The following is a 26376-nucleotide window of genomic DNA, read 5'->3' as shown; positions in this document are numbered from 1 at the left end:
CTTCCGGCCGTCCCGGAGGTCATGGGGACGACACAGGGAAATCGCACGCGAACTACACCGCGGCCGTCAGCCACGGTTCGGTGGCCGCTCGCGCTCCGGCTCCGGCTCCGGCCTTGTCTCCTGCCCCGGCCCCGGCCCCGGCCCCGGCTGCGGCTGCGGCTCCGGTCCCGGCTCGGAAAGACGCGCCACCGTGCGACGCGGCAACAGCAGCGGGGTGGCCAGCAGGAGCACGCCGGCCAGGCCGATGGCCGTACGCGGGCCGAGCAGGCCGCCCAGCACGCCCCAGACGGCCGTCAGGAGCGCGGTCGACGCCTTGGTCGTCACCGCCCAGGCGGACAGGGTGCGGGTGACCCGGTCGGTCGCGGTGCGCTCCAGGCGGTAGGTGGCCTGGACGGGGTTGAAGACCCCGCAGCAGAAGATGAGCCCGAGTTCGACGCCCACCACCAGCAGCAGCCCGCCGGTGCCAGGACCGATGAACGCCAGGCCGACGGGCCAGACCGCGCGCAGCGCCCCCGACCCGACCAGGACCCGGCGCTGCCCGAACCGGGTGACGAGCGGCCGGGCCAGCCGCGAGCCGACCAGCCCGCCGATCGCGGGCGCGGCGAAGGCGAGGCCGTACTGCCACGGTGCGAAGCCGAGCCGGCCGAGCATCAGGACGGTCAGCAGCGGCTGGGTGGCCATCACCAGGCCGTTGAACAGGGCGGTGTTGAAGAACAGGGCACGCAGTGTCGCGTCGGCGAGGATGTAACGCCAGCCGTCGAGCAGGTCCCCGGCCCTCATCCGCGCGGCCTCCCGACGCTCGGCCGGCGGCTCGTGCCCGCCCATCGCGCGCAGGCCCAGGGCCGAGAGCAGGTAGCTGACGGCGTCGGCCACCACCGTCGCCACCGGACCGAGGAGCCCGATCGCCACCCCGCCCAGCGGCGGGCCGATGATCGTGGTCGTCCAGGTGGTGGACTCGAACCGGGCGTTGGCCACGAGCAGGTCCTCGGCCGGCAGCAGTGTCTTCAGGTAGGCGCCGGAGGCGGCCCGGAAGGTGATGTCGGACGCCGCGACGACGACCGAGACCAGCAGGAGCTGAACGAAGGTGAGGACGCCGCACGCGAACGCGGCGGGGATCGTCAGCAGCGCCGCGCACCGCACCAGGTCCATGGCGATCAACACCGGCCGCTTACGGCGGAACTCCACCCACGGGCCGAGCGGCACCGCCACGACCGCGCCCACCGCGGCCCCGACGGAGGCGAGCGCGGCGACCTCGGCCGGTCCGGCGTGCAGCACCTGGACCGCGATCAGCGGGAACGCGCCGAAGGCGAGCCAGGTGCCGAGCGCGCTGGTCCCGTACGCCCCCCAGAGCCACCCGAACCGCCGTCCCAGCCGATGTCCGGGCAGCGGTCCGGGCAGACGTCCGCGCAGCTGTCCCCGCCGATGTCCGGGCAGCCGTCCGGGCAGACGTCCGCGCGGTTGTCCGGGCAGCTGTCCCAGCCGGTGCCCGCTCCTCATGCCCGCCACCCCTCGCCTCTCATCCGCACAACCGATCCGCGTCCGGAAGCATCAAAGCGAGCACCACACCCGGGGATCAAACAACCACAGGACCGCCTGACCACAACCATCGGTTGTATCCATAGGGTGTCCGCCATGGATCTCGACACCGGGGTGCTCCCGCGTTGAGCCCGCTGCGTCTACGCGAGCGGGGACCGCCCTGATCGCTCTTCGGTCGGTGCGAGGGAGGCGGCCCGGTCGCCGCGGGTGTCGAGGTCGCTGACCAGACCCCGCAGCACCGGCCCGTACTCGGGGTGGGCCAGGGCGTGGGCCAGCTGGGCGACGAGGTAGTCGGCCGGGTTGCCGGTGTCGTACCAGCGGCCCTGGATGACCTGGCCGTACACCGCGCGGCCGCGGGCGTAGGCGTTGATGGCGTCGGTCAGGTAGATCTCACCGGTCCGGTGCTCGTACCAGCGGCGGGTCTGCTCGCGCAGTTCGTCGATGATGCCGGGGGTGACGACATAGCCGCCGATGGCCGCGTACGACGACGGCGCCTGTGCGGGGTCGGGTTTCTCGACGAGGCCGGTGATGCGCAGGGTCCCGTCGCCGAGGTCTTCCTTGACGACGGGCACGCCGTAGCGCTGTGAGTCGGCGGGGTCCATCGGCAGCAGCGCCAGCACCGGGCAGCCGGTCTGCTCGTAGGCGCGGATCAGTTGCTGGGCTCGGGGGGTCTCGGCGACGAAGACGTCGTCGGGCCACAGGACCAGGACCGGCTCGTCCCCGAAGGAGCGGGCGGCGTTGAGCACCGGCGTGCCGTTGCCGTACGGACCGCGCTGGTCCAGGTAGGTGATATGGCCCTTGCGGGCCAGCTCGGCGACCTCCTCGACCGCGTCCGCGTAAGCGGTCCTGCCGTCGGCGCGGAGCTGCTCGACGAGGGCCGGGTTGGGACGGAAGTGGTCCTGGATCAGGCTCTTGCCGCCGGACACGACGATGGTGATGTCGGTGATGCCCGAGTCCACCAGCTCGCGCACGGTGTGCTCGATCACCGGCTTGTCGCCGACCGGGAGCATCTCCTTCGGGATCGCCTTCGTGAGGGGCAGCAGCCGCGAGCCCAGGCCGGCGGCGGGGATCACGGCCCGGCGGATGGTGGGGGCCATCAGAGCGTCCCCCGCAGCCCGCGCAGCAGCAGGTCCACCAGCGCCGTGAAGTCCTCCTGCGCCCCCGGTCGCTCCCACACCCGGTGGTAGCCGGGGTCGTGGAAGCGGCCGGTGGCCTGGAAGACGGCGCGGGCGGTGGTCTCCGGGTCGGGGACGGCGAAGTCGCCCGCCGCCACTCCCGCCTCGATGATCCGGGTGAGCTGGCCGGTCAGGTCGGCGAGGTGCTCGCCGACCGCCTCGCCGGCCTCCCCGGTCAGCACCATGTAGGTGGCGAACAGCTCGGGGTCGTCGCCCGCCTTGCGCCGCTTGGCCTCGAAGAGGGCCGCGAGCCAGTCACGCAGCCGGGTCCCCGGGGCGCGGGTCTCGTCGGCGGTGATGGCGGAGAGGGACTCGGACGTACGGTCCAGCCACCGCTTCGTGACGGCCTCGCGCAGCGCCGCCTTGGTCCGGAAGTGCCGGTAGACGCTGCCGTGACTGACGCCGAGTGCGCGCGCCACGTCGACCACGGTGGCCTTGGCCGGGCCGTGGCGGCGCAGGACCTCCTCGGTCGCCTCGAGGATGCGCTCGGCGGTCAGGGTCTCGGTGGTCGGTGACATGTTCAGACCGTACCCGCAGGGCGGGTCAGCGCTCGCTGTCGAGGTGGGCCATCGCGGCGGCCGAGTAGCGTTCACCGGCGGCCGCGTCGGCCGGGACGGCGTCCTCGATCGCGGCGAGGTCGGCGGCCTCCAGGACGACGTCCAGCGCGCCCAGCGACTCCGCCAGCCGCTCCCTGGTCCGGGCGCCGACCAGCGGCACGATGTCCTCGCCCTGGGCCAGCACCCAGGCGATCGCGATCTGCGCGACGGAGACGCCCTTCTGCTCGGCGATCTTCCGCAGGGCCTCCACCAGGTTCAGGTTGTGCCGGAGGTTGTCGCCCTGGAAGCGCGGCGAGTAGAGCCGGAAGTCGTTCGCGGCGAGCTTGCGGTCGGGGGTGAAGTGCCCGGAGATCAGCCCGCGCGACAGCACGCCGTACGCCGTGATGGAGATCCCCAGCTCCCGGGTGACCGGCAGGATCGACCTCTCGATGCCACGCGAGATCAGCGCGTACTCGATCTGGAGGTCGGCGATCGGCGCGGTGGCGGCGGCCTTGCGGATGGTCTCGGCGCCGACCTCGCTGAGGCCGATGTGCCGGACGTACCCCTTCTCGACCAGCTCGGCGATCGCGCCGACCGTCTCCTCGATCGGTACGTCGGGGTCGAGCCGGGCGATGCGGTAGACGTCGATGTGGTCGACGCCCAGGCGCTGGAGGGAGTAGGCGGCGAAGTTCTTCACGGCCGCCGGACGGCCGTCGTAGCCGCTCCAGCCGCCGTCCGGGTCGCGCAGGGCGCCGAACTTCACGCTCACCTGCGCCTGTTCGCGGCGGGCGGCGGGTGCGGAGCGCAGGGCTTCGCCGATCAGCAGCTCGTTGTGGCCCATGCCGTAGAAGTCGCCGGTGTCCAGCAGCGTCACGCCGGCCTCGAGGGCGGCGTGGATCGTCGCGATCCCCTCGGTCCGGTCCGCGTCGCCGTACAGCGCGGACATGCCCATGCAGCCGAGGCCGAGGGCGGAGACCTGGGGACCGGTGGTGCCGAGGGAGCGGGTTCGCATCGTCATGCCCATCAGCCTGGCATGACAGCTGACAGATTTCAACATCTGTCAGCTGTCATCTGTCATCTGCCGTCTGTCATCCGGTATCTGTCATCCGGTATCTGTCCGGTCGACGGGACGGGAGGTCCGAGGACAATGAGAGATGTCGGTGCGCGGTCACCCCGGCGGCGCCTGCCACCGACCGAGCGGCCCTTCGCGCCGCCATGGAGGCTGCCATGAGCATCCGCATCGCCACCTTCAACATGGAGAACCTCTTCCGCCGACCCACGGCCTTCCGCATCGAGGATCCGGTGCAGCGCAAGGAGATCCTCGACGACTTCGCCACGCTGGTCGCCCTCCTCGACCGGCCGCTGTACACGGACGACGACAAGACGAAGATCGCCGACCTCATCAAGAAGCACCGGGCGTACGACGTCGACCCGACGGACCCGCCGCCGATCTTCGTGAACCAGGCCCGGCCGGGCAAGGACTCCGGACTGTTCAAGACGACGGGGTCGGGAAAGAGCACCCGCGTCGAGGTCACCGCCAAGGGCCGTTTCGCGTGGGCCGGTTGGGCCGAACTGGGGCAGGACGACTTCGAGCTGGACGTGGTGCGCAACACAGGCCGTGTGGTCTCCGAGGTCGACGCCGACGTCCTGCTCACCGTGGAGGTCGAGGACCGCCTCACCCTGGAGCGCTTCAACACGCAGGTGCTCGCCGGGGCACTCGGCAGGCGGCCGTACCCCTACGCCCTGCTGATCGACGGCAACGACCCCCGGGGCATCGACATCGGGATCCTCAGCCGGCACCCGATCACGTCCGTCCGGTCCCACCTCTTCGAGACCGACCCGGAACGCCCCAACAGGCGCCTCTTCAGCCGCGACTGCCCCGAGTTCGAGATCCAGCTCAACGGCACACCGCTGGTGATCCTCGGCAACCACCTGAAGAGCAAGTTCCAGGACGATCCCGAGCTGCGGCTGGCCCAGGCGAAGCGGGTCGCGGAGATCTACCGGGACGCGGTGGAGCGCACCCCGCACGTCATCGTCGGCGGAGACCTCAACGACGACCCGGACAGCGAGACGGCGGCGGCACTGGGGGCCACCGGGCTGCGCGACGTGATGAGCCACCGCTCCTACAGCGGACTGCCCGGCACCCACGGCGACTGCAAGAGCGAGCGGAACAAGCTCGACTACCTGCTGCTCTCACCGGAGTTGTGGCAGGAGGTGCAGCACGTCGGCCTGGAGACCCGTGGCATCTTCGCGAACGGCATCAAGTCCTTCGACACCGTGACCTCGAAGGCCGACGAGGCCTCCGACCACGCGTCCCTCTACGTGGACGTCGACCTGTAGGCACGCACGAAGTGGCCCCAGGCCACCGGCCCGAAGACCAGCACACCCCGTCCGGGGTCCTTGCTGTCCCGGACGGGGACGAGGGAGGTCACGTCATCAGAGACCTCGACACACTGGCCGCCGTCTGAGTTGCTGTAACTGCTCTTGCGCCACGTCGCGCTGCTCAGGTCGATGGCTCGCACGGCAATTCCTCCAACATCCGCAAGATGAACGTTCGCGACTCGGCGGGGTTCAGCGCCAGGTCGCGTACCGCATCATATGTGCGGTGCAGACGCTCAACCCTGCTTGTTTCCTCGACCAGTTCACCCCGTACATCGTTCTCGGTATAAGCCACCGTCCGGCCATCCGAGAGGCGTAGGAACATCGTGTCCGTACTGTCCAACGAGTGCAGCCCGGTGCCGAACGGCAGCACGTGAAGAGTGACGTTCGGGCGCTCCGCGGCCTCCAGAAGACACTCCAACTGCTCCCGCCACTCTCGCAAGTCTCGCAGCGAGTTACGCAGCACCGCTTCGGCGAGGATCATGCGGAACGGGGGCGCATCAACCCCCTCCAGCACCTTCCCTCGCCCAACACGGGCCTCGACCTGCTGCTCCAGGTCCTCCCCCTTGAGCCCACCCGCCGCGAGCGCTTCCCGCGCATATCCGGCCGTGTGCAGCATCCCCGGCGGCCTGCTCACGCCGTAATGCCACAGGCCGATCGCCTCGGCCTCCAGCAGCATGTACCGCCGATACTGCTCCTTGAACTGCGAGGTGTCGGAGACCGCCAACTCCCATAACGCCAGCAGCAATCCCGGTGTCCCGTAGTACTGGTCGAGCGCCTGGGCGACCTCCGGGCTGCCCAACGTGCGCCCTGTCTCCAGCTTTCCGAACTGGGACGGATCCCAGCCGACGACCTCTGCCAGCTTTTGCAGGCTCACGCCCTTCTCGTGCCGCAGAAACCGCAACTCCTCCGCGAACCGTTGCCGCGGCTCCTGGCTCCGGCCCGTGATCACCCGCCTCGGCGGCATCGCACCCTCCCTGGAATTTGTGGAACTAACGCCGCCGAACATCGAAGAACCCCACGTCAGCGGCGCGCCGATCCCGATCTCGGGCCATCCTGGCGACAACCCCCACCACGCAGAGTAGCCCAACTGTCACAATTAGTATGTAAGTTGGGTGAAAGGAGCGAAAGATATGCACGACACGCAGCACGAGCCGGGCGCCCTGTTCTACGACCCCGCGACGGACAAGGTCGGCGAGTACCAGGACCGGTCCGGGCCCTACGCGATGCTGCGGCCAGTCGGCGGCGGCCGGGAGTGGCAGGCCGATCCGGCGACACTGCGGCCGGCGACCGCCGAGGAACGGCTGAGCGCGGGCGTACGGGCGGCGAACCGGCGTGCACGGACCGACGCGCCGTTCATGGTCGGCATCGGCACGCCCCGCCCTCCCGTACCGGAGCCGGACTGCGCCGAGTGCGAGGACCTGGGGGCACGCCGGGAGAGCGCCCGCGCCGCGCACGACTGGAGCGCGGAGACGGACGCGAACGTGCTGCTGCGCGGCCATCAGCGGCGGGCACACCGCACACGCGGCGAATGACGAGTGCCGGGCCCCTCGGGAGGGACCCGGCACCGGCGTTCAGGCAATGAAGAGGAAATGCGAGGTCAGCAGCCGATCAGGCGGCCGGCGAGGTAGCTCTCGATCTGGTCGAGGGACACCCGCTCCTGCTTCATCGAGTCACGCTCGCGGACGGTCACCGCGTTGTCGTCCAGGGTGTCGAAGTCGACGGTCACGCAGTACGGCGTGCCGATCTCGTCCTGGCGGCGGTAGCGGCGGCCGATGGCGCCGGCGTCGTCGAACTCGATGTTCCAGTTCTGGCGCAGCGCGGCGGCGAGGCCCTTGGCCTTGGGCGACAGCTCCGGGTTGCGGGACAGCGGCAGGACCGCGACCTTCACCGGGGCCAGGCGGTGGTCGAGACGCAGAACGGTCCGCTTCTCCAGCTTGCCCTTGGCGTTGGGCGCCTCGTCCTCGATGTAGGCGTCGAGGAGGAAGGCCAGCATCGCGCGGCCGACACCGGCCGCGGGCTCGATGACGTACGGCGTCCAGCGCTCGCCGGCCTCCTGGTCGAAGTAGGAGAGGTCCTGGCCGGAGGCCTTGGCGTGGGCGGAGAGGTCGAAGTCGGTGCGGTTGGCGACACCCTCCAGCTCGCCCCACTCGTTGCCGCCGAACTGGAAGCGGTACTCGATGTCAGCGGTGCGCTTGGAGTAGTGGGAGAGCTTCTCCTTCGGGTGGTCGTACCACCGCATGTTCTCCTCGCGCAGACCCAGGCCGGTGTACCAGTTCCAGCGCTGCTCCATCCAGTACTCCTGCCACGTCTCGTCCTCGCCCGGCTTGACGAAGAACTCCATCTCCATCTGCTCGAACTCGCGGGTGCGGAAGATGAAGTTGCCGGGCGTGATCTCGTTGCGGAAGGACTTGCCCATCTGCGCGATGCCGAACGGCGGCTTGCGGCGCGAAGTGGTCTGCACCTGGGCGAAGTTGGTGAAGATGCCCTGGGCGGTCTCGGGGCGCAGGTAGGCGATGGAGCCGGTGTCCTGCGTGGGGCCGAGGTGGGTGGAGAGCAGACCCGAGAACTGCTTGGGCTCGGTGAACTGGCCCTTGTTGCCACAGTTGGGGCAGTTCACGTCCGCCAGGCCGTTCTCCGGCAGGCGGTGGTGCTTGGCCTCGTACGCCTCTTCCAGGTGGTCCGCGCGGAACCGCTTGTGGCAGGAGGTGCACTCGGTCAGCGGGTCGGAGAACGTGGCGACGTGGCCGGAGGCCACCCAGACCTCGGGGGCCAGGATGACGGACGAGTCGATGCCGACCACGTCCTCGCGCGACGTCACCATGTAGCGCCACCACTGGCGCTTCAGGTTCTCCTTGAGCTCGACACCCAGCGGTCCGTAGTCCCAGGCGGCCTTCTGGCCGCCGTAGATCTCACTGCACGGGAATACGAAGCCACGGCGCTTGCTCAGGCTGACGATGGTGTCGATCTTGTCGGCGGCCACGGTGCTCTCTTCATAACGACGACGGGCGGCGAAGCGAGATGCGCTTCCAGAGAAGACTTCAGGGTACCGGCGGGGACTCCCCCTCGACCAAATCGGATCCCTACCCAGACCCTTACCCAGCCGTTACCAGGCCTTGTTGACAACGGTTTCCATATTTGTTGAAAATGACTGTCATGAACGTACGACGACGACTCATATCCGGCACCGCGGTCGCGGCGGTCACGGCCCTCGGCCTCGGCACCCTCTCCGCCTGCTCCTCCGACAGCGCGGCCGCGGCCAACACGGACAAGTTCGACGTCGTCGCGTCGTTCTACCCGATGGCCTTCCTCGCCGAGCAGATAGGCGGGGACCGGGTGAACGTCACCAGCCTCACCGAGCCCGGCCAGGAGCCGCACGACCTGGAGATCAGCGCCGAGCAGACCGCGCAGCTCCAGGAGTCCGACGCGGTGCTCTACCTCAAGGACCTCCAGCCCTCCGTCGACGACGCGGTGGCCCAGTCCGAGATCAGGACGAAGATCGACGCCGCCTCCCTCACCACGCTGGAGAAGCACGGCAACGAGGTCGGCGGCCACGCGGCCGAGCACGACGACCACGAGGACGAGGAGCTGTCCGGCCTCGACCCGCACATCTGGCTCGACCCGGTGCGCTACTCCCAGGTCGCCGAGGGCGTCGGCAAGGCCTTCGAGAAGGCCGACCCGGACCACGCGGCCGACTACAGGGCGAACACCACGGCCCTCGTGAAGAAGCTCGACGCCCTGAACACACAGTTCGAGGACGGGCTGGCGAACACGAAGAGCAAGGTCTTCGTCACCACGCACGCCGCCTTCGGCTACCTCGCCGAGCGCTACGGCCTGACCGAGGAGGCCATCAACGGCCTCGACCCCGAGTCGGAGCCCAGCGCCGCCCGCGTCAAGGAGCTTGAGAAGATGGCGAAGGCCGACGGCGTCACGACCGTGTTCTACGAGACGCTCGTCAGCGACAAGACCGCGAAGACCATCGCCTCCGACGCGAACCTCAAGACCGACGTCCTCGACCCGATCGAGGGCATCACGAAGAAGTCCCGGGGCACGGACTACTTCTCGGTCCAGGAGGCGAACCTCAAGGCGCTGAAGACAGCCCTGGGAACGAAGTGAATCTCCAGTGATCTCTACGGAGGGCGTCATGGACGCGAGCGTCACCGGCGCGAAGGCCGAATCCGTCTCGTCGGAGCCCGTATCTTCGGAGTCCGTATCTTCGGAGTCCGTATCTTCGGAGTCCGTATCTTCGGAGTCCGTCATCTCTCTGCGCGGTGTCCGCGCCGAGCTGGGCTCGCGCCCGGTCCTGCGGGGCATCGACCTCACCGTGCGGCGCGGTGAGGTCGTCGCCCTGCTCGGCGCCAACGGCTCGGGCAAGTCGACCGCCGTGCGCACCGTGATCGGGCAGGTCCCGGTCAGCGCCGGGGAGGTCGAGCTGTTCGGCACCCCGCGACGCCGGTTCCGGGACTGGGCGCGGATCGGATACGTCCCGCAGCGCACGACGGCCGCCGGCGGGGTCCCGGCCACGGTGACGGAGATCGTCTCCTCGGGCCGGCTCTCCCGCACCCGCTTCGGCGTCTTCCGCAAGGCCGACCGGGAGGCCGTACGGCACGCCCTGGACCTCGTGGGCATGGCGGACCGGGCCAGGGACAACGTCGACGCCCTCTCCGGCGGCCAGCACCAGCGCGTGCTCATCGCCCGCGCGCTGGCCGCCGAACCCGAACTGCTGATCATGGACGAGCCGATGGCGGGCGTCGACCTGGCCAGCCAGGAGGTCCTGGCGCGGACCCTGAAGGACCAGGTCGCGGCCGGTACGACGGTCCTCCTCGTCCTGCACGAACTGGGCCCCCTGGAGCCCCTGATCGACCGGGCGGTCGTCCTGCGCGACGGCTGCGTCCAGCACGACGGCCCGCCCCCGCGCGCCCTCGGCCAGCACGCGCTGCCCGGCCACGACCACGTACACCCGCACGCACCCGCGGGCGCCGAACCGATCCGCACGGGACTGCTGAGCTGATGGACTTCCTGAACTACGCCTTCATGCAGCGGGCGCTGCTGGCCGCCGTCCTGGTCGGCATCACGGCCCCTGCCGTCGGCATCTACCTCGTCCAGCGCCGCCAGGCCCTCATGGGCGACGGCATCGGCCATGTCGCGATGACCGGTGTCGGCCTGGGCTTCCTGCTGTCCTGGTCCCCGGTGTGGATGGCCACCGCCGTCTCGGTCGTGGGCGCGGTGACCATGGAACTGATCCGCTGGTACGGAAAGACCCGCGGCGACATCGCCCTCGCCATGCTCTTCTACGGCGGTATGGCCGGCGGCGTGATGTTCATCAACCTCGCGCCGGGCGGCTCGAACGCCAACCTGACGTCGTACCTGTTCGGATCGCTGTCCACCGTCTCCGAGTCGGACGTGACGGCGATCTGCCTGCTCGCGGCCTTCGTGGTCGTGGTCACCCTGGGCCTGCGCCGCCAGCTCTTCGCGGTCAGCCAGGACGAGGAGTTCGCCCGGGTGACCGGCCTGCCGGTCCGCGCGCTGAACCTGCTGACGGCGATCACGGCGGCGGTCACCGTGACGGTGGCGATGCGGGTGGTGGGCCTGCTGCTGGTGTCGGCCCTGATGGTGGTCCCGGTGGCCGCGGCCCAGCAGCTCAGCCGCAGTTTCGCCGCCACCTTCGCGATCGCGGTGGCGATCGGCGTGACGGTGACCATCGGCGGCACGGTCACCTCGTACTACCAGGACGTCCCGCCCGGTGCGACGATCGTGCTGCTGACCATCGCCGCGTTCATCACGCTGAGCGTGCTGGCCGCTCCGCTGGCCCGCCGCCGCGCCCGCGCGCTGGCGGCGGCCCAGCCCGCCGGCGCTCCGGCGGAGTGCGCGATTCCGGCCACCAGGGCGGCGGGGGACGAGGTCGGCGTCTGACCGGGCACAGCCGGGGCTGGCACAATGGCCCGGCAAGCCGCAGACGTGAGGAGGCAACGGTGACAACCGCTGGACCGCCCGTGAAGGGCCGTTCCACCCGGCAGCGTGCCGCCGTGGCGGCGGCGCTCGACGAGGTCGACGAGTTCCGCAGCGCCCAGGATCTGCACGACATGCTCAAGCACAAGGGCGACTCGGTGGGCCTGACCACGGTCTACCGCACCCTCCAGTCCCTCGCCGACGCGGGCGAGGTCGACGTCCTGCGCACCTCGGACGGCGAGTCGGTGTACCGCCGGTGCTCCACCGGCGAACACCACCACCACCTCGTCTGCCGCGTCTGCGGCAAGGCCGTGGAGGTGGAGGGCCCGGCGGTGGAGAAGTGGGCCGAGGCCATCGCCGCGGAACACGGCTACGTCAACGTGGCCCACACGGTCGAGATCTTCGGCACGTGCTCCGACTGCGCGGGTGCCTCCGGCGGCTGAGCGGGTGTGCGGGTCGGGTGGGGTGCCGGCCCCTGGGGCTGCGCCCCCAGCCCCCCGCCTTCGGCCCTGAACGGGCCTCGTCCTCAAGCGCCGGACGGGCTGAGGACACGCACGGCGAGCGGGCGGGAGACCGGGGTCGGACCGATCTCCCGCTGCGTCGACGGGCCGGGGGAACGCACGGGGGCTAGGAGGTGGCCTCCTGATCCGGAGTCTTCCCCTCCATGGCCAGGAGTTCCTCGTTCGTCACCGCGCCGCCGAAGCGACGGTCCCGGGACGCGAACTCGACGCACGCCCGCCACAGGTCACGGCGGTCGAAGTCGGGCCACAGGACGTCCTGGAAGACCAGCTCCGCGTACGCGCTCTGCCAGAGCAGGTAGTTGGACGTGCGCTGCTCGCCGCTCGGCCGCAGGAACAGGTCGACGTCCGGCATGTCCGGGTAGTACAGGTACTTCGCGAGGGTCTTCTCGTTGACCTTCGACGGGTCGAGCCGGCCCGCCTTCACATCCTCGGCGAGGGCCTGCGCCGCGTCCGCGATCTCCGCCCGGCCGCCGTAGTTCATGCAGAAGTACAGGGTGAGACGGTCGTTGTCCTTGGTCTGCTCCTGGGCGACCTGGAGCTCCTTGGCGACCGACTTCCACAGCTTGGGCATCCGGCCCACCCAGCGCACCCGGATGCCGAGCTCGTCGAGCTGGTCGCGGGTCTTGCGGATGAAGTCGCGGTTGAAGTTCATCAGGAAGCGGACCTCGTCGGGCGAGCGCTTCCAGTTCTCGGTGGAGAAGGCGTACAGCGAGATGTTGCGCACGCCCATCTCGACCGCGCCCTGGAGCACGTCGAGGACCTGCTCGGCGCCGACCTTGTGCCCCTCGGTGCGCGGCAGCCCGCGCTCCTTGGCCCAGCGGCCGTTGCCGTCCATGACGATCGCCACATGCTCGGGGACCAGCTCGCCCGGGAGCTTCGGCGGGCGCGCGCCGGACGGGTGCGGCTCCGGCGTCCGGTACTCACGACGCTGCCGCCCCAGGAACCCGCGTACCACCATGTGCCTCTCGTCTCCTCTGATTCTCGCTTGCTTATTTCTCTACGTACCTGAGTGAGCGCAGCCCGCGCTCCAGGTGCCAGTGCAGATAGGCGGACACCAGCCCGCTGCCCTCCCGGACGTACCGCGCCTCGCACGCGTCCGCCGTCTCCCAGTCTCCCGTGAGCAGCGCGCCCAGCAGGACCAGGGTCTGTGGCGAGGGTACGACGCTGCCGGCCACCCGGCAGTCGACGCAGACGGAGCCGCCGGCCGCGACCGAGAAGAACCGGTTGGGTCCCGGCATACCGCACTTGGCGCAGTCGCCGAAGCTCGGCGCGTATCCGTTGACGGCCAGCGACCGCAGCAGGAACGCGTCGAGGACGAGGTGCGGGGCGTGCTCACCGCGGGCCAGGGTGCGCAGCGCCCCGACGAGCAGCAGGTACTGCTGGACGGCCGGTTCGCCCTCGTGGTCGGTGAACCGCTCCGCGGTCTCCAGCATGGCCGTCCCGGCGGTGTAGCGGGCGTAGTCGGTCACGATCCCGCCACCGTAGGGAGCGATGATCTCGCTCTGCGTGCACAGCGGCAGCCCGCGTCCGACCAGCTCGCTGCTGCCCCGCGCGAAGAACTGCACGTCGACGTGGGAGAAGGGTTCGAGGCGGGCGCCGAACTTGGACTTCGTCCGCCGTACCCCCCGCGCCACGGCCCGCACCCGCCCGTGCCCGCGGGTGAGCAGCGTGATGATGCGGTCGGCCTCGCCGAGTTTCTGGGTCCTCAGCACGATGCCGTCGTCCCGGAAGAGACTCATCGGGCACCGCCCGAGGGGGCCTGCCGGGGGTGCGGCATGCCGCGGTCCGCCGCACCCGGCCGGCGGGTGGGGGGCACGGTGCCGTCGTCGCGGAACAGGCTCATGCGCCCATTCTCGCCTACGCCGCGGGAGCGGCGTGCCCGGCCGCCGCGATCCCTCTGACGCCGCGCCCGCGGCCAGGGGCGGCGCCGTCGACGGCGCAACCGATGGGGGCGGAGTGACGTCCGTGACAGAGGAGACCATGATCCTCGACGGACGGAGAGAACGATCTTAAGCTCGCACCTTTCCCCCAGGCCCTCCCGCCGCACCCTGCTGACGGCCGGCGCGGCCACCACGGCCGTCCTGCTCACCGCGGGTCCCGCCGGCGCCGCCACCGACCCCGTCACCGACCGCCTGCGCGACCTCGAGGCCGGGCACGGCGCCCGCCTCGGCGTGTTCGCGCACAACGTCCGTACCGGGCGTACGGTCCGCTACCGGGCCGACGAACGCTTCCCGGTCTGCTCCCTGTTCAAGACCCTGGCGGTCGCGGCCGTCCTGCGGGACCTGCCCGAGGGAACCCTGGACCGCCGTGTCTTCTGGACGACGGCGGACGTGGTGGAGAACTCACCCGTCACCCGGGACCATGTGGCCGACGGCATGACGATCGCCGAACTGTCCGCCGCGGCCGTCCAGCGCAGCGACAACACGGCCGGCAACCTGCTCCTGCGCGAGCTGGGCGGCCCCACGGCGATCACCCGCTTCGCCCGCTCCGTCGGCGACCGCGTCACCCGCCTCGACCGCTGGGAGCCGGACCTCAACTCGGCCGAACCGGACCGGATCACGGACACCACCAGCCCGTACGCGATCGGCCGCACCTACGCCCGGCTCGTCCTCGGCGACGCGCTGGCCCCGGCCGGCCGCCGGCGCCTGACCGACTGGATGCTCGGCACGATCACCAGCGCCAACCGCTTCCGGGCCGGGCTCCCCCCGACCTGGACGGTCGCCGACAAGACCGGCGGCGGCTGGTACGGCGCCAACAACGACGCGGGCATCGCCTGGACCCCGGACGGCGCCCCCGTCGTCCTGGTGGTCCAGCTCACCAAGCCGGACCGGGAGGCGGCCTACGACAACGAACTGATCGTGGAGACGGCGAAGGTGCTGGCGCAGACGCTGGGCCAGGACCCGTCTCGCCGGCTGAGGCCCGACGGTCCCTAAGACCCGTCGGGCCTCAGCCGGACGCTGTCGGGAACGCCGTTCGGGGAGGTGCCCGGGGCGGCGGCCTCCCACAGCTGGTCGAACCGGCGGATCAGGGGCTGGACCTCGTCGGCCCGGGCGTTCACCGTCGTCGAGGTGTTCACGCTGAGCTGGTCCGCGTGGATCTCGTACGACAGCACCCCGTCGAAGACGATGCAGTCGATCATCTTGCCGCGGCGCAGGTACAGCGGGAGTTCCTCCAGGGCCACCACCTGGACCTGGATGCCCATCTCCCGCTGCTCCGCGCAGATCGGTTCCAGGGCGGCCAGTTCCTCGGGCCGCTTCACGATGAACAGGCGCCGGACCGAGATGCGCCGTTCGAGGATCGCCTCGCGCTGGGCGGTCAGATAGCGTCCGGCCGGCTCGGTGTTCCAGAACCCGTCGTCGACGACGGTGGTGCTGATGGCGTCGATGCTGGTCCTCGCGCACTTGGTGAGGGTCAGGAGCCAGTCGTGGTTCTCGCCCGCGCACTCGGCGCTGAGGTTGGTGAAGTCCTCCATCTGCGCGGCGAGACGGTCGATCTCCGTATGCGCGAACTCGTGCAGGATGTCGGGCCCCATGGCCACGACCTTGGTGGCGTGCTCGGCGAGCCGGGGCACCCCGTCGCCGCGCAGCTTCTCCACCTCGGTGAAGAGCTTCGTCGCCTCGCCTATGTCGGCGAACCGCTTGTCGACGGACTCCCTGAGATCGTCCAGCTGGCTGACGAAGGACGCCAGGAACTGCACGATCAGCACGATGCCGCCGCACAGCACGGACAGCACGAGCTGCCACGGGCCGTCCTCCTCGGACGGTCCGACGACATTGGTGAGCAGGTAGACGCCGCCGCCCGTCACCACGGTGATCAGGATCTTCTGCGTCACGTGCCGGGCGCCCTCGCCGTCCCGGATCCGGTCGCCCCGGAAGTTCGTACTCGTCGGTGCAGGCATCTCTCGTTCTCCCCCCGTCGGGATGCTGCGCGAACAGCTGTCGTGTTGCCTTCAGGACAGGGCCGGCACCTCACCCCGGACGAGGTTCTGCAGTGCCAGCTGGTCCCGGATGCGCTGTGCCATGGTGTTCCACTGTCTGCTGAACCCCGGGTGCCGCTCCAGCTCCTCCCAGGGCGGACTCAGGGCACGGTCCAGGCGTGCCTGGGGCATCCACAGGTGCAGCAGATGGTCGACGAGCGGACGCAGCACCTTCATCGCGGCCGCCTGGTTCTCGGAGCCGGGCGGCAGGCCGTCGAGCTTGTCGCCGACGGTCGTCAGCAGCCAGTCGTGCAGCGCGAGGTCCTCGCACAGCGTGGCCGCCGCCACGGGTGCGGTCCCGCGCGGCAGCCGCAGCGCGACGATCCGCCGCCCCGAGCCGAGTTCGGTGAAGAGCGCCGACGCCGGCTCGCCGTCGTCGGCCGGTGACGCGGTCCAGCGCAGGCTGGTGTCGGTGGTGGTGAGCGGGGCGTCGTGGTCCAGGAGGTCGTGCCGGCGGGAGATCCTCGCCAGCAGGGACTCGGCGATCGAACCGACGTCCAGCCGGTCCTGCTGATGTCCGGTCAGGAAGCCCTCGGTGACGGACTTCTCGGGCAGCCTGCCGACCGGGACCAGCGAGCCGGGCCGGACCAGGTAGTACCCCCAGGGCCGGCGCCGGTCGGGCCCGGCGGCCGGGGCGGAGAAGTACGCCGTCGACTGCAGGACGCGGCCCTCGACGAGCCCCGCGTGCGCGGCCACGGTGCCGACCGCGCGGACCTTGGCCCCGGTGGCGGTGGGCAGCAGGCAGTCGACGCCGGTGAGGACGTCCGGGGAGAGGGCGTGCCGGTTGGGGCGCCGCGAGGTCCGGACGGGTTCGTCGGCGCGCAGCCGCAGCAGCAGCACGGCCGTCCGCTCGTCCACCGCCCTGCGGGTGGGCAGCAGACAGGTCCGCACCTCACCGCAGATGAGGACGGGACCGGAGGTCGTGCCCAGGCCGCTCATGTCACAACCCCGGCGGGAACACGTAGGACGTGCGGTCCACGACCCCCGCGGGCACCGTGAAGCCCTCGCCGGCGGACCGCGCGGCGACCTGCTGGAGCGCCTCGGCCTCCACGTGGACCTGGTCGAGGATGACGCGTACGGCGTGCTCGACGGGCAGGAACCGGGTCGGCAGGACGCTGCACGTGACGTAGGCGGTGAAGGGCGTCGCGGCGGGGTTGAGCTGGAGGACGGGCGGCAGCGCGTCCCACTCGGCCGGGAACTCGGCCCCCTGCCAGCGGGTGGGGGTCAGCACGGCCGCGCCGTTGTCCCGCAGCAGCCCGAGCCGGACCAGCTGCCAGACGGAGGCCAGGAAGGCGCAGGACCAGGTGCGCGCGTCCTCGGGCCCGTTCCACAGTTCGACGTCCAGGAACACGGAGTGGCCGCGGGCCTCGGTCTCGCTCGGCGGCTGCCAGACGCCGGTGGAGTCCAGGGCGGCCGAGGTCCGCTGGGAGGGGGTGCGGCGGCCGTTGGTGAGCCAGCCGGTGCGGCCGACGGGCGGACGGAAGCCGTTGCTGCCGGGCGGCGGTGACTCCACCAGCCGGTGCAGGACGGACTCGGCCGGCCGGGCCCGGTCGCGGTGGCCGGAGCCGCCGGGGCCGGGGGCGGGGCCGGCGCAGCCCGACTCGCGGGCCAGGTAGTCGATGGTCAGCCCGGCCTCGGCCGCCGCGTCCAGGAGGGGCGGGATCAGCTCGGCGGGGGTGGCCAGCCGGGAGAAGTAGTCGTCGATCAGGAAGCAGGTGCTGATCCGGGGCCGGCGGCCGGGGGGCAGCGGGCCCAGACCGGCCCGCGCGGCCTCCACCCAGGGCCGTACGCCGGCGAAGTGCCGGCGCAGCCGGGCGGCTCCCTCGGCGAAGTCCTCCATGTACAAGTGGCCTAATTCCAGGGAGAGATGGGAGAAGGGCACGGATTCCGTGCGCGGGTCGGCGCTGCTCTCCCGGAAAACGGTGCCCGGCCCGTTCACAACTGCCCCCAGAACTTGTCGTCGGTCAGCCGCTGCGCGAGATCCCCGATGGCCTGCCAGGTCTCGTTGTTGGCGATCCGGCGGTCGTGCACGTCCTCGTCGGTGATGAGGCGTTCCTGCCATTGGAGGACGGGTTCCAGCGGAATGGACGCCAGCACCCGGGTTCTGCCGATGCCTCGGCCGGCCGCGAGTTCCTCGAGTTCCTTGTCGCACTGCCGCATCCACGCGTACTGCGCGGGCGACACCTGGGACCACAACGGCGACTCGAGATCGGGCACCGCGGCGCGCACGAACCTGATGGCGCCGCCCAGCACCTCGGGGTCGTGTCCGATGGCCGTACCGGCTTGCACTATCCCCTGTTTCCCGAATACGAGTTCGGCCGCCGCCATGACGTGCTGGCGGGTCCACCGGTGATAGACGAGCCAGCGGTTCTTGAGGCGGCCGAGCCCGCCTCGGGGTGAGGTGGCGGCGAGTGCCAGGTCCATCGCATAACTGCGTCCGGCGCTCAGATCGATGATGATGACGTCGAATTCGCGTTTCAGCCGGAGCACGAGGTCCACACAGCGGTGCAGGTTCTCCTCGTCGGTGACGAATTCACCGGCCGTACGGTCGCCGGGCAGCAGTACCAGACGTCCGGAGCCGCCGGGCCTGCCGCGCAGCACGGGGTGCTCCGTGCGCGCCCAGACGTCGACCCGCAGCGGCTCGCCCGTCTTGCCCTTCAGATACGAGTGCAGGCCGCGCCCCTCGGCCTCGGAGAGGACGTCGGGCAGGTCGAACACGGCGGCGGCGGTGGGCGAGCCGAAGTCGAAGTCCAGGTAGCAGACGTCGTCCCCGTCCAGCGCGCGGTGGTACGCGAGGTTGGCGCTGGTGACGGACCGGCCGGTGCCTCCCTTGTCGGAGGCGGCGAAGACGAGCACCTTCACACCCCCCGGGCGTCTGCGCCCCGGGCGCGGGCCAGGGCGTAGAGCCGGGCGAGGACGCCGAGGGCGAGCGCGTGGGCGGTGCCGGGCTGTTTGTCGACGAGCTGACGGGCGCGACGCAGGTCGGCCTCGATGCCCTTGATCTCTTCTCCCTGGGGACTCTTGGGGGCTGGGGCGGGCTGCTCCAGCTGCTCCTTGCCGAACAGGTGGGCGGCCTCGCTGAGCGCCGCCTGGGCGAGGGCGGTCATCTCGGAGCTGCGGATCGGATCCTGCGTGTAGAGGGCGTGCGCGGCGACCATGCACTCGGTGACGCGCTCGGTGATGCTCCAGGACAACGGTCCTGTGCGGAGCGGTGATTCGGGGTACACGGCGTGCACGTTGTCCCACAGGCCGACACCCTCGCCGTCGCTGACGCGACGCGCCCAGAGGTGGTCGAGGATGCTCTCGGCGAGCGAGAGCAGACGGTCCTGCGAGGCGATGTTGCGGGACAGCGCGCACAGTTGGACGGTCCGCTTGAGCAGCTGCGCGGAGAAGTCGCCCATCGTCCACTTCATGGCCGGGCCGATCTCCTCACTGCCCAGCAGCGGGAGGGTGACTCCGGGGTTGTGCAGACCGATCGCCGGGTCCTCTCGGGCCGTGCGGCTGGTGATGCGGCCGCGTTCGGCGAGGCGTTCCATGACGGCGACGGTGCGGGTGAGGTCGTCGTCGGTGGCACGGCGGCGCAGCAGGTCGTGGACGAGGATCGAGGCCACGGACAGGGAGAAGTACTCGGACTCCAGCTGCTGGAGCGTGGTGCGCCAGGGGATCTCCTCCAGCGGCCAGGTGGCGGCGTCGAAGCGGGCGATGCCCGACCAGTACTGCTGGGTGATCTCCCAGCGCAGCCGCAGCGCGTCGGCCAGCTTCTGCTGCTCGGCGGTGAGCAGGCCGAGGACGAGGGTGCGCTCGGAGGACAGGTCGGGGATGCCGTCGAGGGCGACGACGGTGAAGTACAGGTACGGCACGGCGTGGGCGATGCCCTGGGGCTGCTTGCCGATGTCCTGGGCGGTCTGCGGCTCGACCTCGACCTCGGGGGCGTCCTTCACCAGGCTCCAGGCCCAGCCGCACTCGAACAGCCGGTTCTCGTTGCGGAGTTGGTCGGCGACATCGGTGTCCAGGCCGAGGGTGACGCTCTCGCTGATGAGGGCGCGCAGCGACTTGAACCGGTCCTGGAAGCGTTGCAGGACCTGCCGGTCGGAGAGCCGTCCCCGGCCGAGCAGCCGGGCGAGCGCCTGCCCCTGGTCGGAGGCGATGTCGACGACGTTGACGGTGAAGGAGCGCAGCAGGCTCACCATGGCCGCGGTCAGGCGGGCGCTGGTCGCGTCCCTCAGCTTGTCGATGCGGGCGAGGGTGCTGGCCCGCTGGGTCTTGCCCCGGTACACCTTGAGGAAGCCGAGGGTGGCCAGGCACAGCGTGATCGACATGGAGTAGGAGTCGACGACTCCCACTTCCTCCTGCTCCTTGGAGAGTTCGTGCTCGGGGTTCTCCGGGGCGAAGTAGTAGCCGCCGGCGAAGGTCGGGCTCTCCTCGCCGCGGTGGTTCTCCATGAAGTCGCCGAGGATCTCCAGGAGGTTCATGGGAATCTCGCTGGAGTCACCCGCGTTCCTGAGGGCCCGCTCCACGTCCAGCTGGGTGGTGTCGGGGTCGTCCAGACGGAACGGTTCGATTTCGGTGGCGGGGTACAGAAGGCAGAGCAGGCGCTCCGCGTCGGCGACGCTGCTGCGGCCGCCCCATTCACCCCATTGCCATTCTCCGTTGTCGAAAGAATGACGAGCGATGGCCTGCCACACCTCGAGCAGGTTCTGTCTCGGCTTGATCTGCATGCCCATTCCCCTCGCACAGGCCCGTCACCATGTAGAAGAACTCCGACTTCTTATTCGTCGCGTCGCTCTTTACGTTGCCCGCAGGCCAGGATCATACCCGTGTAGCCGTCCCGCACAAGCTGCTTCGGATTGGCCGTTCGGTGAATCTCCACATGGTCCGCGTAACCGCTGAGAACCGCCCGGACTTCGGATTCGTCGATATCACGGGCGGGAAATTCGTGTGAACCCACGCGATACCCTTCGGAATGTTCCATGAAGGCCGCGGCAAAAGGCGCCCCGGAATTCAGGGCGTTCATGAAACACCCCACCCCTCGCCGGAATTCGGCGAGCGAGGTGGTGATGGACTCGGCGACGAAGAACATCGTACCGAGGTCCCAGCGGCGCGTATCGGCGCAGAGATCGAAGAGACTGCCCGGCTCGGGCCGCTGGACGGCCTCCTTGAACCGGACCCTGGGCGTCCCGCCGAGCGTGGCATATGCCTCGTCCTTGCACAGGACGTTCCAGAACTGATCCCAGTGGGGGGCGTAGTCGGGGCACTGTCTCCGGAGGTACTCCAGATTCCGGGCGGACCGCTCCAACAGCGTGATCCGGTCGCACCAGGGAAGCATGGCGAGGGCCGGATAAAGATTGGGTCCGGCGCCGACGTCGATACCGTGAGCCACCCGCGCACGGCCTCGGAAGTGATCACTGAAGTGATCGCGCACATGGGCGAGGATCTCCTCGTCCACGGCCTGCATCTCGAGGTAATTGTGGCTGATGTACACGCCGGGATCGAAGTCGTCCCACAGCACGTCATCATTCAGCTTTTGGTCAGCGGCGGGCGGTACCGAGGTCATGATTCAGGGTAGCAGGAGGCATGGGTCTTGAAGGAGTGGGTGCCTGGAGCAATGATGGAGATCAGGTACGCAAATCGCACTGGCTGCAATTCGATTTGTCGACATTCACAAGGGGACGGTATGACTCCTCTTCCCGGAGATCGTTTTCCGTCGGGCACCGGTTCGATAATGAGCCAGATGTCCGGAGAAAGACCCTTACGGATCAGAGCGGTCACCGAGGCGGATCTACCCCATATCGTGCGCCTCGACGCCGACGCGTTCCCCCACGGCCCCTACCCCTACTTCGTGCTGCGCCAGCTCCTCGCCGCCTGCGCCGGCCTCGTGTACGTCGTGGACGACGGCACGGACCTCTACGGATACGTGCTCGCGACCTCGCCGAACGACGCGCAGAGCTGGGTGCTCAGCCTCGCCATCACCCCTGGGCTGCGCGGAAAGGGACTGGGCCGGCAGCTGATGACGAAACTGCTCGGCCTGCTGCGGACGAAGGGCGCCCATTCCGTCCGGCTCTCCGTGGAGCCGCGCAACGACTCGGCCATCGCGCTGTACCGCTCCCTGGGCTTCGTCCCGGATCCCGGCGGCCCCCGCGCGGACTACTTCGGCCCGGGTGAGGACCGTCTCCTCATGACGCTCACCCTGTGAGAATCGCCCGGTGAGCCTCACCCCGTGACGCTCACCCCGTGACGCTCAACCCGTGACGCTCACTCGGCGAACTCCCCGAACCCCCGCACATACCGGCGCTGCCAGGGCGTCTCCACCGCGCGTCGGTCGTAGTGGCGGCGGACGTAGTCCACCGCCTCGGCCGCCGGTACGCCGTCCAGGACCGCCACACAGGCCAGGGCCGTTCCGGTGCGGCCGCGGCCGCCGGCGCAGGCGATCTCCACGCGTTCGTCGGCCGCGCGGCGCCACGCCTCGGTGAGGGTCGCGCGGGCCTGCGCGCGGTCGCTCGGGAGACGGAAGTCGGGCCAGCGCAGCCAGCGGGACTCCCAGGGCGGCCGTGGGGGCCGCGCGCCGAGGAGGTAGACGCCGTACGCGGGGGTGGGGGCCGTACGGTCGAGCGGGCGGCGCAGGCCGCGGCCGCGGATCAGGCGGCCGGACGGCAACAGGAGCACCCCGGGGTCACCCTCACGCCAGACCCACGCGTCGTTTCTCATCTCCCCATTCGAACGCGGTCCCGGGGGACGGGCAACCGATTCGGCGCAACCGGTGGTCTGGAGGGCGAGGAGGGTGCTTGATGCAGGCCGAACAGGAAGACCGGTTCCAGGAGTTCGTCAGAGCCCGGTGGTCCCGGCTCGTACGGACCGCGTATCTGCTCACGGGGGACGTCCACCACGCGGAGGACCTGACGCAGACCGCGCTGGCCAAGGCGTACCGGTCGTGGCGACGGATCTCGCGCAGCGACAACCCGGAGGCGTATGTGCGCCGGATGCTGGTCAGTTGCAACAGCGACCGGTTCCGCAAGCGGCGGGTCACCGAGGCGCTGACCGCGGCGCCGCCGGAGCGGGCGGGACGCGACGAGGGCGCGGGGCGGGTGGAGGAGCGTGGCTCCCTGCTGGCCGGGCTGGCCCAACTCCCGCCGAAGCAGCGGGCGGTGGTGGTCCTGAGGTACTGGGAGGACCTGTCCGAGGCGGAGGTGGCCGACGTGCTCGGCTGCTCGCCCGGCACGGTCAAGAGCCAGGCGTCGAAGGGGCTCGCGAAGTTGCGTATGTATCCGGGGCTGGCCGCCGACCGCACGGTGTCCGGCGGTCGGGGACAGGGTCAGGGTCCTCAGGGGCAGGGCCACAGTCACGTTCCGATCCACGGTCAGGTTCAGGGAGGCAGCAGGTGAGCGGGGCGGGAGAGCAGGTGGACCAGGGGGACTTCGGGTTCGAAGGGCGGATGCGTGAGCTGCTCGCCGAGGACGCGTACACCATCCAGCCCTCGTCGGCGCCGTATCCGGCGATCCGGCGGCGTGGACTGGCCGAGCGGCGGCGGCGCGTCGCGCTGACCGGGGCGGCGCTGATGACGCTGGCCGCGGTGCCCGTGGGGGCGTACGCCGTGGCCGGGGGGAACGGGGAGCGGGGCGCGGACACGGCGGCGCCGAAGCCGTCGGTCAGCGCCCCGCACAGCCCGGCCGGAAGCCCGCACGCGACACCGGGCGGCACGGCGGCCGGGCCCGCGCAGCCCGCCACGGACGGGCAGTTGCTCGACGGGATCACCTTCGCGCAGGCGGCGGACGGGCTCAGGAAGTGCCTGGCCGCCGAGGGCGGGCCGGCCGGGAGCGCCGCGGATCTGGGCGAGGCCGGGGACTACCGGATCATCCTGGCGATCAGGAGCACCTCGGACTCCAACGCCCCCGGCGACGGCATCTACGTCACCGCGGTGCGGGAGCGGTCCGCGGGCCGCTGGGTGGTCTGCTCCATCAAGGACGGTGTGGCCTCGGGCATCAGCGCCGGCACGATCGACACCGGGGTGCCGGGCGCGGGCCCGGTCGTGGTCGACGGCAACGGCGAGCAGTTGTACCAGCAGTCGTTCATGGACAAGGGCAGGTGGAAGCTGCCGTTCAGGTGGGGAATGATCGGCACCGTCGAGGCGTCGGTGGCCGAGGTGACCGTCTCCTACGGCGACGGCGGCCCCGTGACCGCGACCCTGGACCACGGCTGGTTCGCCGTCGCCGGCCTGCTGAACCAGCAGGTCACGCTGGCCCCGCACATCAAGGGCTACGACGGCTCCGGCAAGCTGGTCTACGACTCCGACCAGGACGGCACCTACCAGCGCACGCTGCCCTAGCTAGGGCGCGCTCGGCCCCGGTGTCACCAGGCCCGACTCGTAGGCCACGATGACCAGTTGGGCCCGGTCCCGGGCGCCCAGCTTGCCCATGATCCGGCTGACGTGGGTCTTCGCGGTGAGCGGGCTGAGACCCAGCTCCTCGGCGATCCCGGCGTTGGTCAGGCCCCGGGCGACCAGGGCCAGCACCTCGCGCTCCCGTTCGGAGAGACACTCCGGGCCGCCCTGCGCGGGCGGTCCGCAGTGGCCGCGCAGGAACCGGGCGATCAGCCGGGCGGTGGGCCCCGGCGACAGCAGCGCCTCGCCCGCGGCGACCGTGCGGATGGCGTCGAGGAGGTCGGCGGGCCTGGTGTCCTTCACCAGGAAGCCGGCCGCCCCCGCACGCAGCGCCTCGACGATGTTCTCGTCGGTGTCGTACGTGGTCAGGACGAGGACGCGAACCCCGGCCAGCTCCTCGTCGGCGGCGATCAGCCGGGTCGCCTCGATGCCGTCGAGGTCGGGCATGCGGATGTCCATCAGCACCAGGTCGGGGCGTTCGGCGCGGGCCAGCGACACCACCTCCCGGCCGGTGCCGGCCTGCCCGACCACCCGCATGTCCGGCGCCGACTCGACGAGCATCGCGAACGCCTCCCGCACGAGGGTCTGGTCGTCGGCGAGCAGCACTCTGAGCGGCTTCACCGGTCCTTCCCGTGCGGCAGTACGGCGCTCACTTCGAAGCCCGTCCCGTCGTCGCGCGGTCCGGCCTCCAGCGAGCCGCCGACGCTGCGCGCCCGCTCCCGCATCCCGACGATCCCGAAACCGGGCGCTCCGCCGCCGACCGTCGCACGGCCGCCGCCACGCGCGCCGCCGTCTCTCCCCATGCCGCCGTCTCCCCCCGTGTCCACGCCCGCTCCGTCGTCGGTGACCCTGAGCCGCAGGGCGTCCTGCTCCTCGTACACCCGGACCCGGACCCCGACCCCCGCCGTCGGGTCGTCGGGGCCGCCGTGCCGGCCGCCGTGCCGCACCGCGTTCGTCAGTGCCTCCTGGACGATCCGGTAGGCGGCCGCGCCGACCGCGGGCGGTACCTCCCCGGACCGTACCGTCAGTTCGACCCGCGCACCGGCCGCACGGGCCGTCTCCGCGAGGTCGGGCAGACCGCGCAGACCGGGGAGCGAGCCCCGGGCGTCCGGTGCGCCGAGGTCGCGCAACACCTCCAGCGTCGTACGGAGTTCGCCGCGCGCGCTGCGGCAGGTCCCGGCGATGTCGTCGAGCGCCTTGGCGACGGCGGCGCGGTCCAGGCGCTCGGGGTCGGCGGCCAGCACGTGTGCGGCGACGGAGGTCTGCACCCCGATCAGGGTGATGGTGTGCGCGAGCAGGTCGTGCAGGTCACGGGCGATGCGCAGGCGTTCCTCGGCCACGCGGCGGCGGGCCTCCTCCTCGCGGGTGCGTTCGGCGCGCTCGGCGCGCTCGACGATGGCGGCGACGTACCGGCGGTAGTAGCGGACGTCGATGCCGCAGAAGAGGACGGCGATGATCCAGCCGGAGATCCGCAGGAGCTCCAGCGCCTCGTCCGGGTTGGTGAGGGCGTTGATGATCAGTGCCGGGCCGAGGACGGCGCACCCGGTGATCAGTGTCCGGCGCACCGTGCCGGTCGCCGCGACCGTGTAGAGCGCCACCATGGTCGCGGGGACGGGCGCGGCGTGGTTGTTGTCGAGGGCGTGGTACGGGACGACGCAGACCACCACCGCGAGCAGGGCCGGCACCGGACGGCGGCGCCGCCACGCGAGGGGCACGTTCGCGGTGAGCAGCAGCGTCCAGCCCAGCGCGTCGGGCCGGGGCCCGTCGACGCCGAGCAGGGCGAGGGCCGTGGCGAGGGCGGTCGTCGCCGCGGCCAGCAGTACGTCGTTGCGGGTGCCGTGCGGGGCGGTGCGGGGGTCGCGGTTGATCGCCGCCATGATCCGCTCGCCCGGACGGGGCCGCACCCTTGCCGTCGTGGTCTCCTGCACGG

28 protein-coding genes are annotated in these 26376 nt (G+C 70.8%); 10 read left to right on the top strand and 18 right to left on the bottom strand.

The window, feature by feature from the left end:
* Nucleotides 1-66: 66 nt before the first annotated feature.
* The 4 genes from QQM72_RS15945 to QQM72_RS15930 all read right to left on the bottom strand — a co-directional run bounded on the left by QQM72_RS15945 (nucleotide 67) and on the right by QQM72_RS15930 (nucleotide 4265).
* Nucleotides 67-1386, bottom strand: coding sequence for an MFS transporter (locus QQM72_RS15945; RefSeq protein ID WP_314221650.1), 1320 nt, complete (start codon nucleotides 1384-1386; stop codon nucleotides 67-69).
* Between the two features lie 290 nt (nucleotides 1387-1676).
* On the bottom strand, nucleotides 1677-2633 hold the full coding sequence (locus tag QQM72_RS15940) for a UTP--glucose-1-phosphate uridylyltransferase (RefSeq protein WP_314221525.1): 957 nt from the start codon (nucleotides 2631-2633) through the stop codon (nucleotides 1677-1679).
* The gene (locus QQM72_RS15935; protein ID WP_314221524.1) at nucleotides 2633-3229 is read right to left on the bottom strand and encodes a TetR/AcrR family transcriptional regulator; all 597 of its coding nucleotides are present in this window, start codon (nucleotides 3227-3229) and stop codon (nucleotides 2633-2635) included. Before QQM72_RS15935 ends, QQM72_RS15940 begins: the two co-directional genes overlap by 1 nt.
* 25 nt (nucleotides 3230-3254) lie before the next feature.
* The gene (locus QQM72_RS15930) at nucleotides 3255-4265 is read right to left on the bottom strand and encodes an aldo/keto reductase (protein WP_314221523.1); all 1011 of its coding nucleotides are present in this window, start codon (nucleotides 4263-4265) and stop codon (nucleotides 3255-3257) included.
* A 209-nt stretch (nucleotides 4266-4474) separates the two neighbouring features.
* On the opposite strand from QQM72_RS15930, the gene QQM72_RS15925 reads away from it, so the two are divergent.
* Entirely contained in the window at nucleotides 4475-5587 is a 1113-nt protein-coding gene (locus tag QQM72_RS15925; RefSeq protein ID WP_314221522.1) for an endonuclease/exonuclease/phosphatase family protein, read from the top strand.
* Here QQM72_RS15925 and QQM72_RS15920 read toward each other — a convergent pair.
* Both QQM72_RS15920 and QQM72_RS15915 read right to left on the bottom strand, forming a co-directional pair.
* A complete protein-coding gene (locus tag QQM72_RS15920) occupies nucleotides 5566-5769 on the bottom strand; it encodes a DUF397 domain-containing protein (RefSeq protein WP_314221521.1) in 204 nt (67 codons plus the stop codon). The two genes, QQM72_RS15925 and QQM72_RS15920, sit on opposite strands and share 22 nt — an antisense overlap.
* A complete protein-coding gene (locus QQM72_RS15915; protein ID WP_314221520.1) occupies nucleotides 5751-6593 on the bottom strand; it encodes a helix-turn-helix domain-containing protein in 843 nt (280 codons plus the stop codon). The genes QQM72_RS15920 and QQM72_RS15915 overlap by 19 nt, the downstream gene beginning before the upstream one ends.
* 166 nt (nucleotides 6594-6759) lie before the next feature.
* Here QQM72_RS15915 and QQM72_RS15910 point away from each other — a divergent pair, with 166 nt between their 5' ends.
* Entirely contained in the window at nucleotides 6760-7161 is a 402-nt protein-coding gene (locus QQM72_RS15910; RefSeq protein ID WP_314221519.1) for a hypothetical protein, read from the top strand.
* Nucleotides 7162-7226: 65 nt separating this feature from the next.
* Here QQM72_RS15910 and QQM72_RS15905 read toward each other — a convergent pair whose 3' ends face one another.
* On the bottom strand, nucleotides 7227-8609 hold the full coding sequence (locus QQM72_RS15905) for a glycine--tRNA ligase (RefSeq protein WP_314221518.1): 1383 nt from the start codon (nucleotides 8607-8609) through the stop codon (nucleotides 7227-7229).
* Nucleotides 8610-8782: 173 nt separating this feature from the next.
* Here QQM72_RS15905 and QQM72_RS15900 point away from each other — a divergent pair, with 173 nt between their 5' ends.
* From QQM72_RS15900 to QQM72_RS15885, 4 genes are read left to right on the top strand one after another with little or no spacing between them, the layout of a single operon-like run.
* Nucleotides 8783-9742, top strand: coding sequence for a metal ABC transporter substrate-binding protein (locus tag QQM72_RS15900; RefSeq protein WP_314221517.1), 960 nt, complete (start codon nucleotides 8783-8785; stop codon nucleotides 9740-9742).
* Nucleotides 9743-9770: 28 nt separating this feature from the next.
* Complete coding sequence (locus QQM72_RS15895) at nucleotides 9771-10637, top strand: metal ABC transporter ATP-binding protein (protein ID WP_314221516.1); 867 nt, start codon at nucleotides 9771-9773, stop codon at nucleotides 10635-10637.
* On the top strand, nucleotides 10637-11539 hold the full coding sequence (locus tag QQM72_RS15890; protein WP_314221515.1) for a metal ABC transporter permease: 903 nt from the start codon (nucleotides 10637-10639) through the stop codon (nucleotides 11537-11539). Before QQM72_RS15895 ends, QQM72_RS15890 begins: the two co-directional genes overlap by 1 nt.
* A gap of 59 nt (nucleotides 11540-11598) precedes the next feature.
* Nucleotides 11599-12018, top strand: a complete 420-nt coding sequence (locus tag QQM72_RS15885) for a Fur family transcriptional regulator (RefSeq protein ID WP_028806487.1) — start codon at nucleotides 11599-11601, stop codon at nucleotides 12016-12018.
* Between the two features lie 184 nt (nucleotides 12019-12202).
* Here the strand turns inward: QQM72_RS15885 and QQM72_RS15880 are convergent, their stop codons facing one another.
* Both QQM72_RS15880 and recO read right to left on the bottom strand, forming a co-directional pair.
* Complete coding sequence (locus QQM72_RS15880; protein WP_020127702.1) at nucleotides 12203-13054, bottom strand: isoprenyl transferase; 852 nt, start codon at nucleotides 13052-13054, stop codon at nucleotides 12203-12205.
* 31 nt (nucleotides 13055-13085) lie between these two features.
* A complete protein-coding gene (recO, locus tag QQM72_RS15875) occupies nucleotides 13086-13835 on the bottom strand; it encodes a DNA repair protein RecO (protein ID WP_020127703.1) in 750 nt (249 codons plus the stop codon).
* Between the two features lie 267 nt (nucleotides 13836-14102).
* Between recO and bla the strand changes: the two genes are divergently transcribed.
* Nucleotides 14103-15029 (top strand): class A beta-lactamase, encoded by a 927-nt coding sequence (gene bla, locus QQM72_RS15870; RefSeq protein ID WP_314221649.1) that lies wholly within the window; start codon nucleotides 14103-14105, stop codon nucleotides 15027-15029.
* On the opposite strand, the gene QQM72_RS15865 is transcribed toward bla, so the two are convergent.
* From QQM72_RS15865 to QQM72_RS15840, 6 genes are read right to left on the bottom strand one after another with little or no spacing between them, the layout of a single operon-like run.
* Complete coding sequence (locus tag QQM72_RS15865; protein WP_314221514.1) at nucleotides 15026-15994, bottom strand: hypothetical protein; 969 nt, start codon at nucleotides 15992-15994, stop codon at nucleotides 15026-15028. The two genes, bla and QQM72_RS15865, sit on opposite strands and share 4 nt — an antisense overlap.
* A gap of 51 nt (nucleotides 15995-16045) precedes the next feature.
* Nucleotides 16046-17011 (bottom strand): SCO2521 family protein, encoded by a 966-nt coding sequence (locus QQM72_RS15860; protein ID WP_314221513.1) that lies wholly within the window; start codon nucleotides 17009-17011, stop codon nucleotides 16046-16048.
* Nucleotide 17012: 1 nt separating this feature from the next.
* Nucleotides 17013-18011, bottom strand: a complete 999-nt coding sequence (locus QQM72_RS15855) for an SCO2522 family protein (protein WP_314221512.1) — start codon at nucleotides 18009-18011, stop codon at nucleotides 17013-17015.
* Entirely contained in the window at nucleotides 18008-18928 is a 921-nt protein-coding gene (locus tag QQM72_RS15850; RefSeq protein WP_314221648.1) for an SCO2523 family variant P-loop protein, read from the bottom strand. The genes QQM72_RS15855 and QQM72_RS15850 overlap by 4 nt, the downstream gene beginning before the upstream one ends.
* A gap of 2 nt (nucleotides 18929-18930) precedes the next feature.
* Nucleotides 18931-20790: an SCO2524 family protein gene (locus QQM72_RS15845; protein ID WP_314221511.1), complete on the bottom strand. Its 1860-nt coding sequence runs from the start codon at nucleotides 20788-20790 to the stop codon at nucleotides 18931-18933.
* 50 nt (nucleotides 20791-20840) lie between these two features.
* Nucleotides 20841-21626 (bottom strand): SCO2525 family SAM-dependent methyltransferase, encoded by a 786-nt coding sequence (locus QQM72_RS15840; protein WP_314221510.1) that lies wholly within the window; start codon nucleotides 21624-21626, stop codon nucleotides 20841-20843.
* Between the two features lie 177 nt (nucleotides 21627-21803).
* Between QQM72_RS15840 and QQM72_RS15835 the strand changes: the two genes are divergently transcribed.
* Nucleotides 21804-22265, top strand: a complete 462-nt coding sequence (locus QQM72_RS15835; protein WP_314221509.1) for a GNAT family N-acetyltransferase — start codon at nucleotides 21804-21806, stop codon at nucleotides 22263-22265.
* 59 nt (nucleotides 22266-22324) lie between these two features.
* On the opposite strand, the gene QQM72_RS15830 is transcribed toward QQM72_RS15835, so the two are convergent.
* On the bottom strand, nucleotides 22325-22777 hold the full coding sequence (locus QQM72_RS15830; RefSeq protein WP_314221508.1) for a protein-tyrosine phosphatase family protein: 453 nt from the start codon (nucleotides 22775-22777) through the stop codon (nucleotides 22325-22327).
* Between the two features lie 80 nt (nucleotides 22778-22857).
* Here QQM72_RS15830 and QQM72_RS15825 point away from each other — a divergent pair, with 80 nt between their 5' ends.
* Nucleotides 22858-23451 (top strand): SigE family RNA polymerase sigma factor, encoded by a 594-nt coding sequence (locus tag QQM72_RS15825; protein ID WP_314221507.1) that lies wholly within the window; start codon nucleotides 22858-22860, stop codon nucleotides 23449-23451.
* Nucleotides 23448-24392 (top strand): hypothetical protein, encoded by a 945-nt coding sequence (locus QQM72_RS15820; protein ID WP_314221506.1) that lies wholly within the window; start codon nucleotides 23448-23450, stop codon nucleotides 24390-24392. Before QQM72_RS15825 ends, QQM72_RS15820 begins: the two co-directional genes overlap by 4 nt.
* On the opposite strand, the gene QQM72_RS15815 is transcribed toward QQM72_RS15820, so the two are convergent.
* Both QQM72_RS15815 and QQM72_RS15810 read right to left on the bottom strand, forming a co-directional pair.
* Nucleotides 24393-25067, bottom strand: a complete 675-nt coding sequence (locus tag QQM72_RS15815; protein WP_314221505.1) for a response regulator transcription factor — start codon at nucleotides 25065-25067, stop codon at nucleotides 24393-24395.
* Nucleotides 25064-26374 (bottom strand): sensor histidine kinase, encoded by a 1311-nt coding sequence (locus tag QQM72_RS15810; protein ID WP_314221504.1) that lies wholly within the window; start codon nucleotides 26372-26374, stop codon nucleotides 25064-25066. Before QQM72_RS15810 ends, QQM72_RS15815 begins: the two co-directional genes overlap by 4 nt.
* Nucleotides 26375-26376: the final 2 nt, after the last annotated feature.

This window comes from Streptomyces zaehneri (assembly GCF_032248645.1).
Lineage (GTDB): Bacteria > Actinomycetota > Actinomycetes > Streptomycetales > Streptomycetaceae > Streptomyces > Streptomyces coriariae.
The sequence above is the reverse complement of the archived record's forward strand: the minus strand, read 5'-3'. Positions and strand labels throughout refer to the sequence as shown.

Coding starts and splice junctions, on each gene's coding strand:
- recO (WP_020127703.1), bottom strand. CDS start 13,835: ATGAGTCTCTTCCGGGACGACGGCATCGTGCTGAGGACCCAGAAACTC.
- QQM72_RS15830 (WP_314221508.1), bottom strand. CDS start 22,777: ATGAGAAACGACGCGTGGGTCTGGCGTGAGGGTGACCCCGGGGTGCTC.
- QQM72_RS15835 (WP_314221509.1), top strand. CDS start 21,804: ATGTCCGGAGAAAGACCCTTACGGATCAGAGCGGTCACCGAGGCGGAT.
- QQM72_RS15925 (WP_314221522.1), top strand. CDS start 4,475: ATGAGCATCCGCATCGCCACCTTCAACATGGAGAACCTCTTCCGCCGA.
- QQM72_RS15880 (WP_020127702.1), bottom strand. CDS start 13,054: ATGGTGGTACGCGGGTTCCTGGGGCGGCAGCGTCGTGAGTACCGGACG.
- QQM72_RS15890 (WP_314221515.1), top strand. CDS start 10,637: ATGGACTTCCTGAACTACGCCTTCATGCAGCGGGCGCTGCTGGCCGCC.
- QQM72_RS15825 (WP_314221507.1), top strand. CDS start 22,858: ATGCAGGCCGAACAGGAAGACCGGTTCCAGGAGTTCGTCAGAGCCCGG.
- QQM72_RS15940 (WP_314221525.1), bottom strand. CDS start 2,633: ATGGCCCCCACCATCCGCCGGGCCGTGATCCCCGCCGCCGGCCTGGGC.
- QQM72_RS15935 (WP_314221524.1), bottom strand. CDS start 3,229: ATGTCACCGACCACCGAGACCCTGACCGCCGAGCGCATCCTCGAGGCG.
- QQM72_RS15865 (WP_314221514.1), bottom strand. CDS start 15,994: ATGCCTGCACCGACGAGTACGAACTTCCGGGGCGACCGGATCCGGGAC.
- QQM72_RS15860 (WP_314221513.1), bottom strand. CDS start 17,011: ATGAGCGGCCTGGGCACGACCTCCGGTCCCGTCCTCATCTGCGGTGAG.
- QQM72_RS15930 (WP_314221523.1), bottom strand. CDS start 4,265: ATGACGATGCGAACCCGCTCCCTCGGCACCACCGGTCCCCAGGTCTCC.
- QQM72_RS15915 (WP_314221520.1), bottom strand. CDS start 6,593: ATGCCGCCGAGGCGGGTGATCACGGGCCGGAGCCAGGAGCCGCGGCAA.
- QQM72_RS15900 (WP_314221517.1), top strand. CDS start 8,783: ATGAACGTACGACGACGACTCATATCCGGCACCGCGGTCGCGGCGGTC.
- QQM72_RS15910 (WP_314221519.1), top strand. CDS start 6,760: ATGCACGACACGCAGCACGAGCCGGGCGCCCTGTTCTACGACCCCGCG.
- QQM72_RS15840 (WP_314221510.1), bottom strand. CDS start 21,626: ATGACCTCGGTACCGCCCGCCGCTGACCAAAAGCTGAATGATGACGTG.
- QQM72_RS15895 (WP_314221516.1), top strand. CDS start 9,771: ATGGACGCGAGCGTCACCGGCGCGAAGGCCGAATCCGTCTCGTCGGAG.
- QQM72_RS15845 (WP_314221511.1), bottom strand. CDS start 20,790: ATGCAGATCAAGCCGAGACAGAACCTGCTCGAGGTGTGGCAGGCCATC.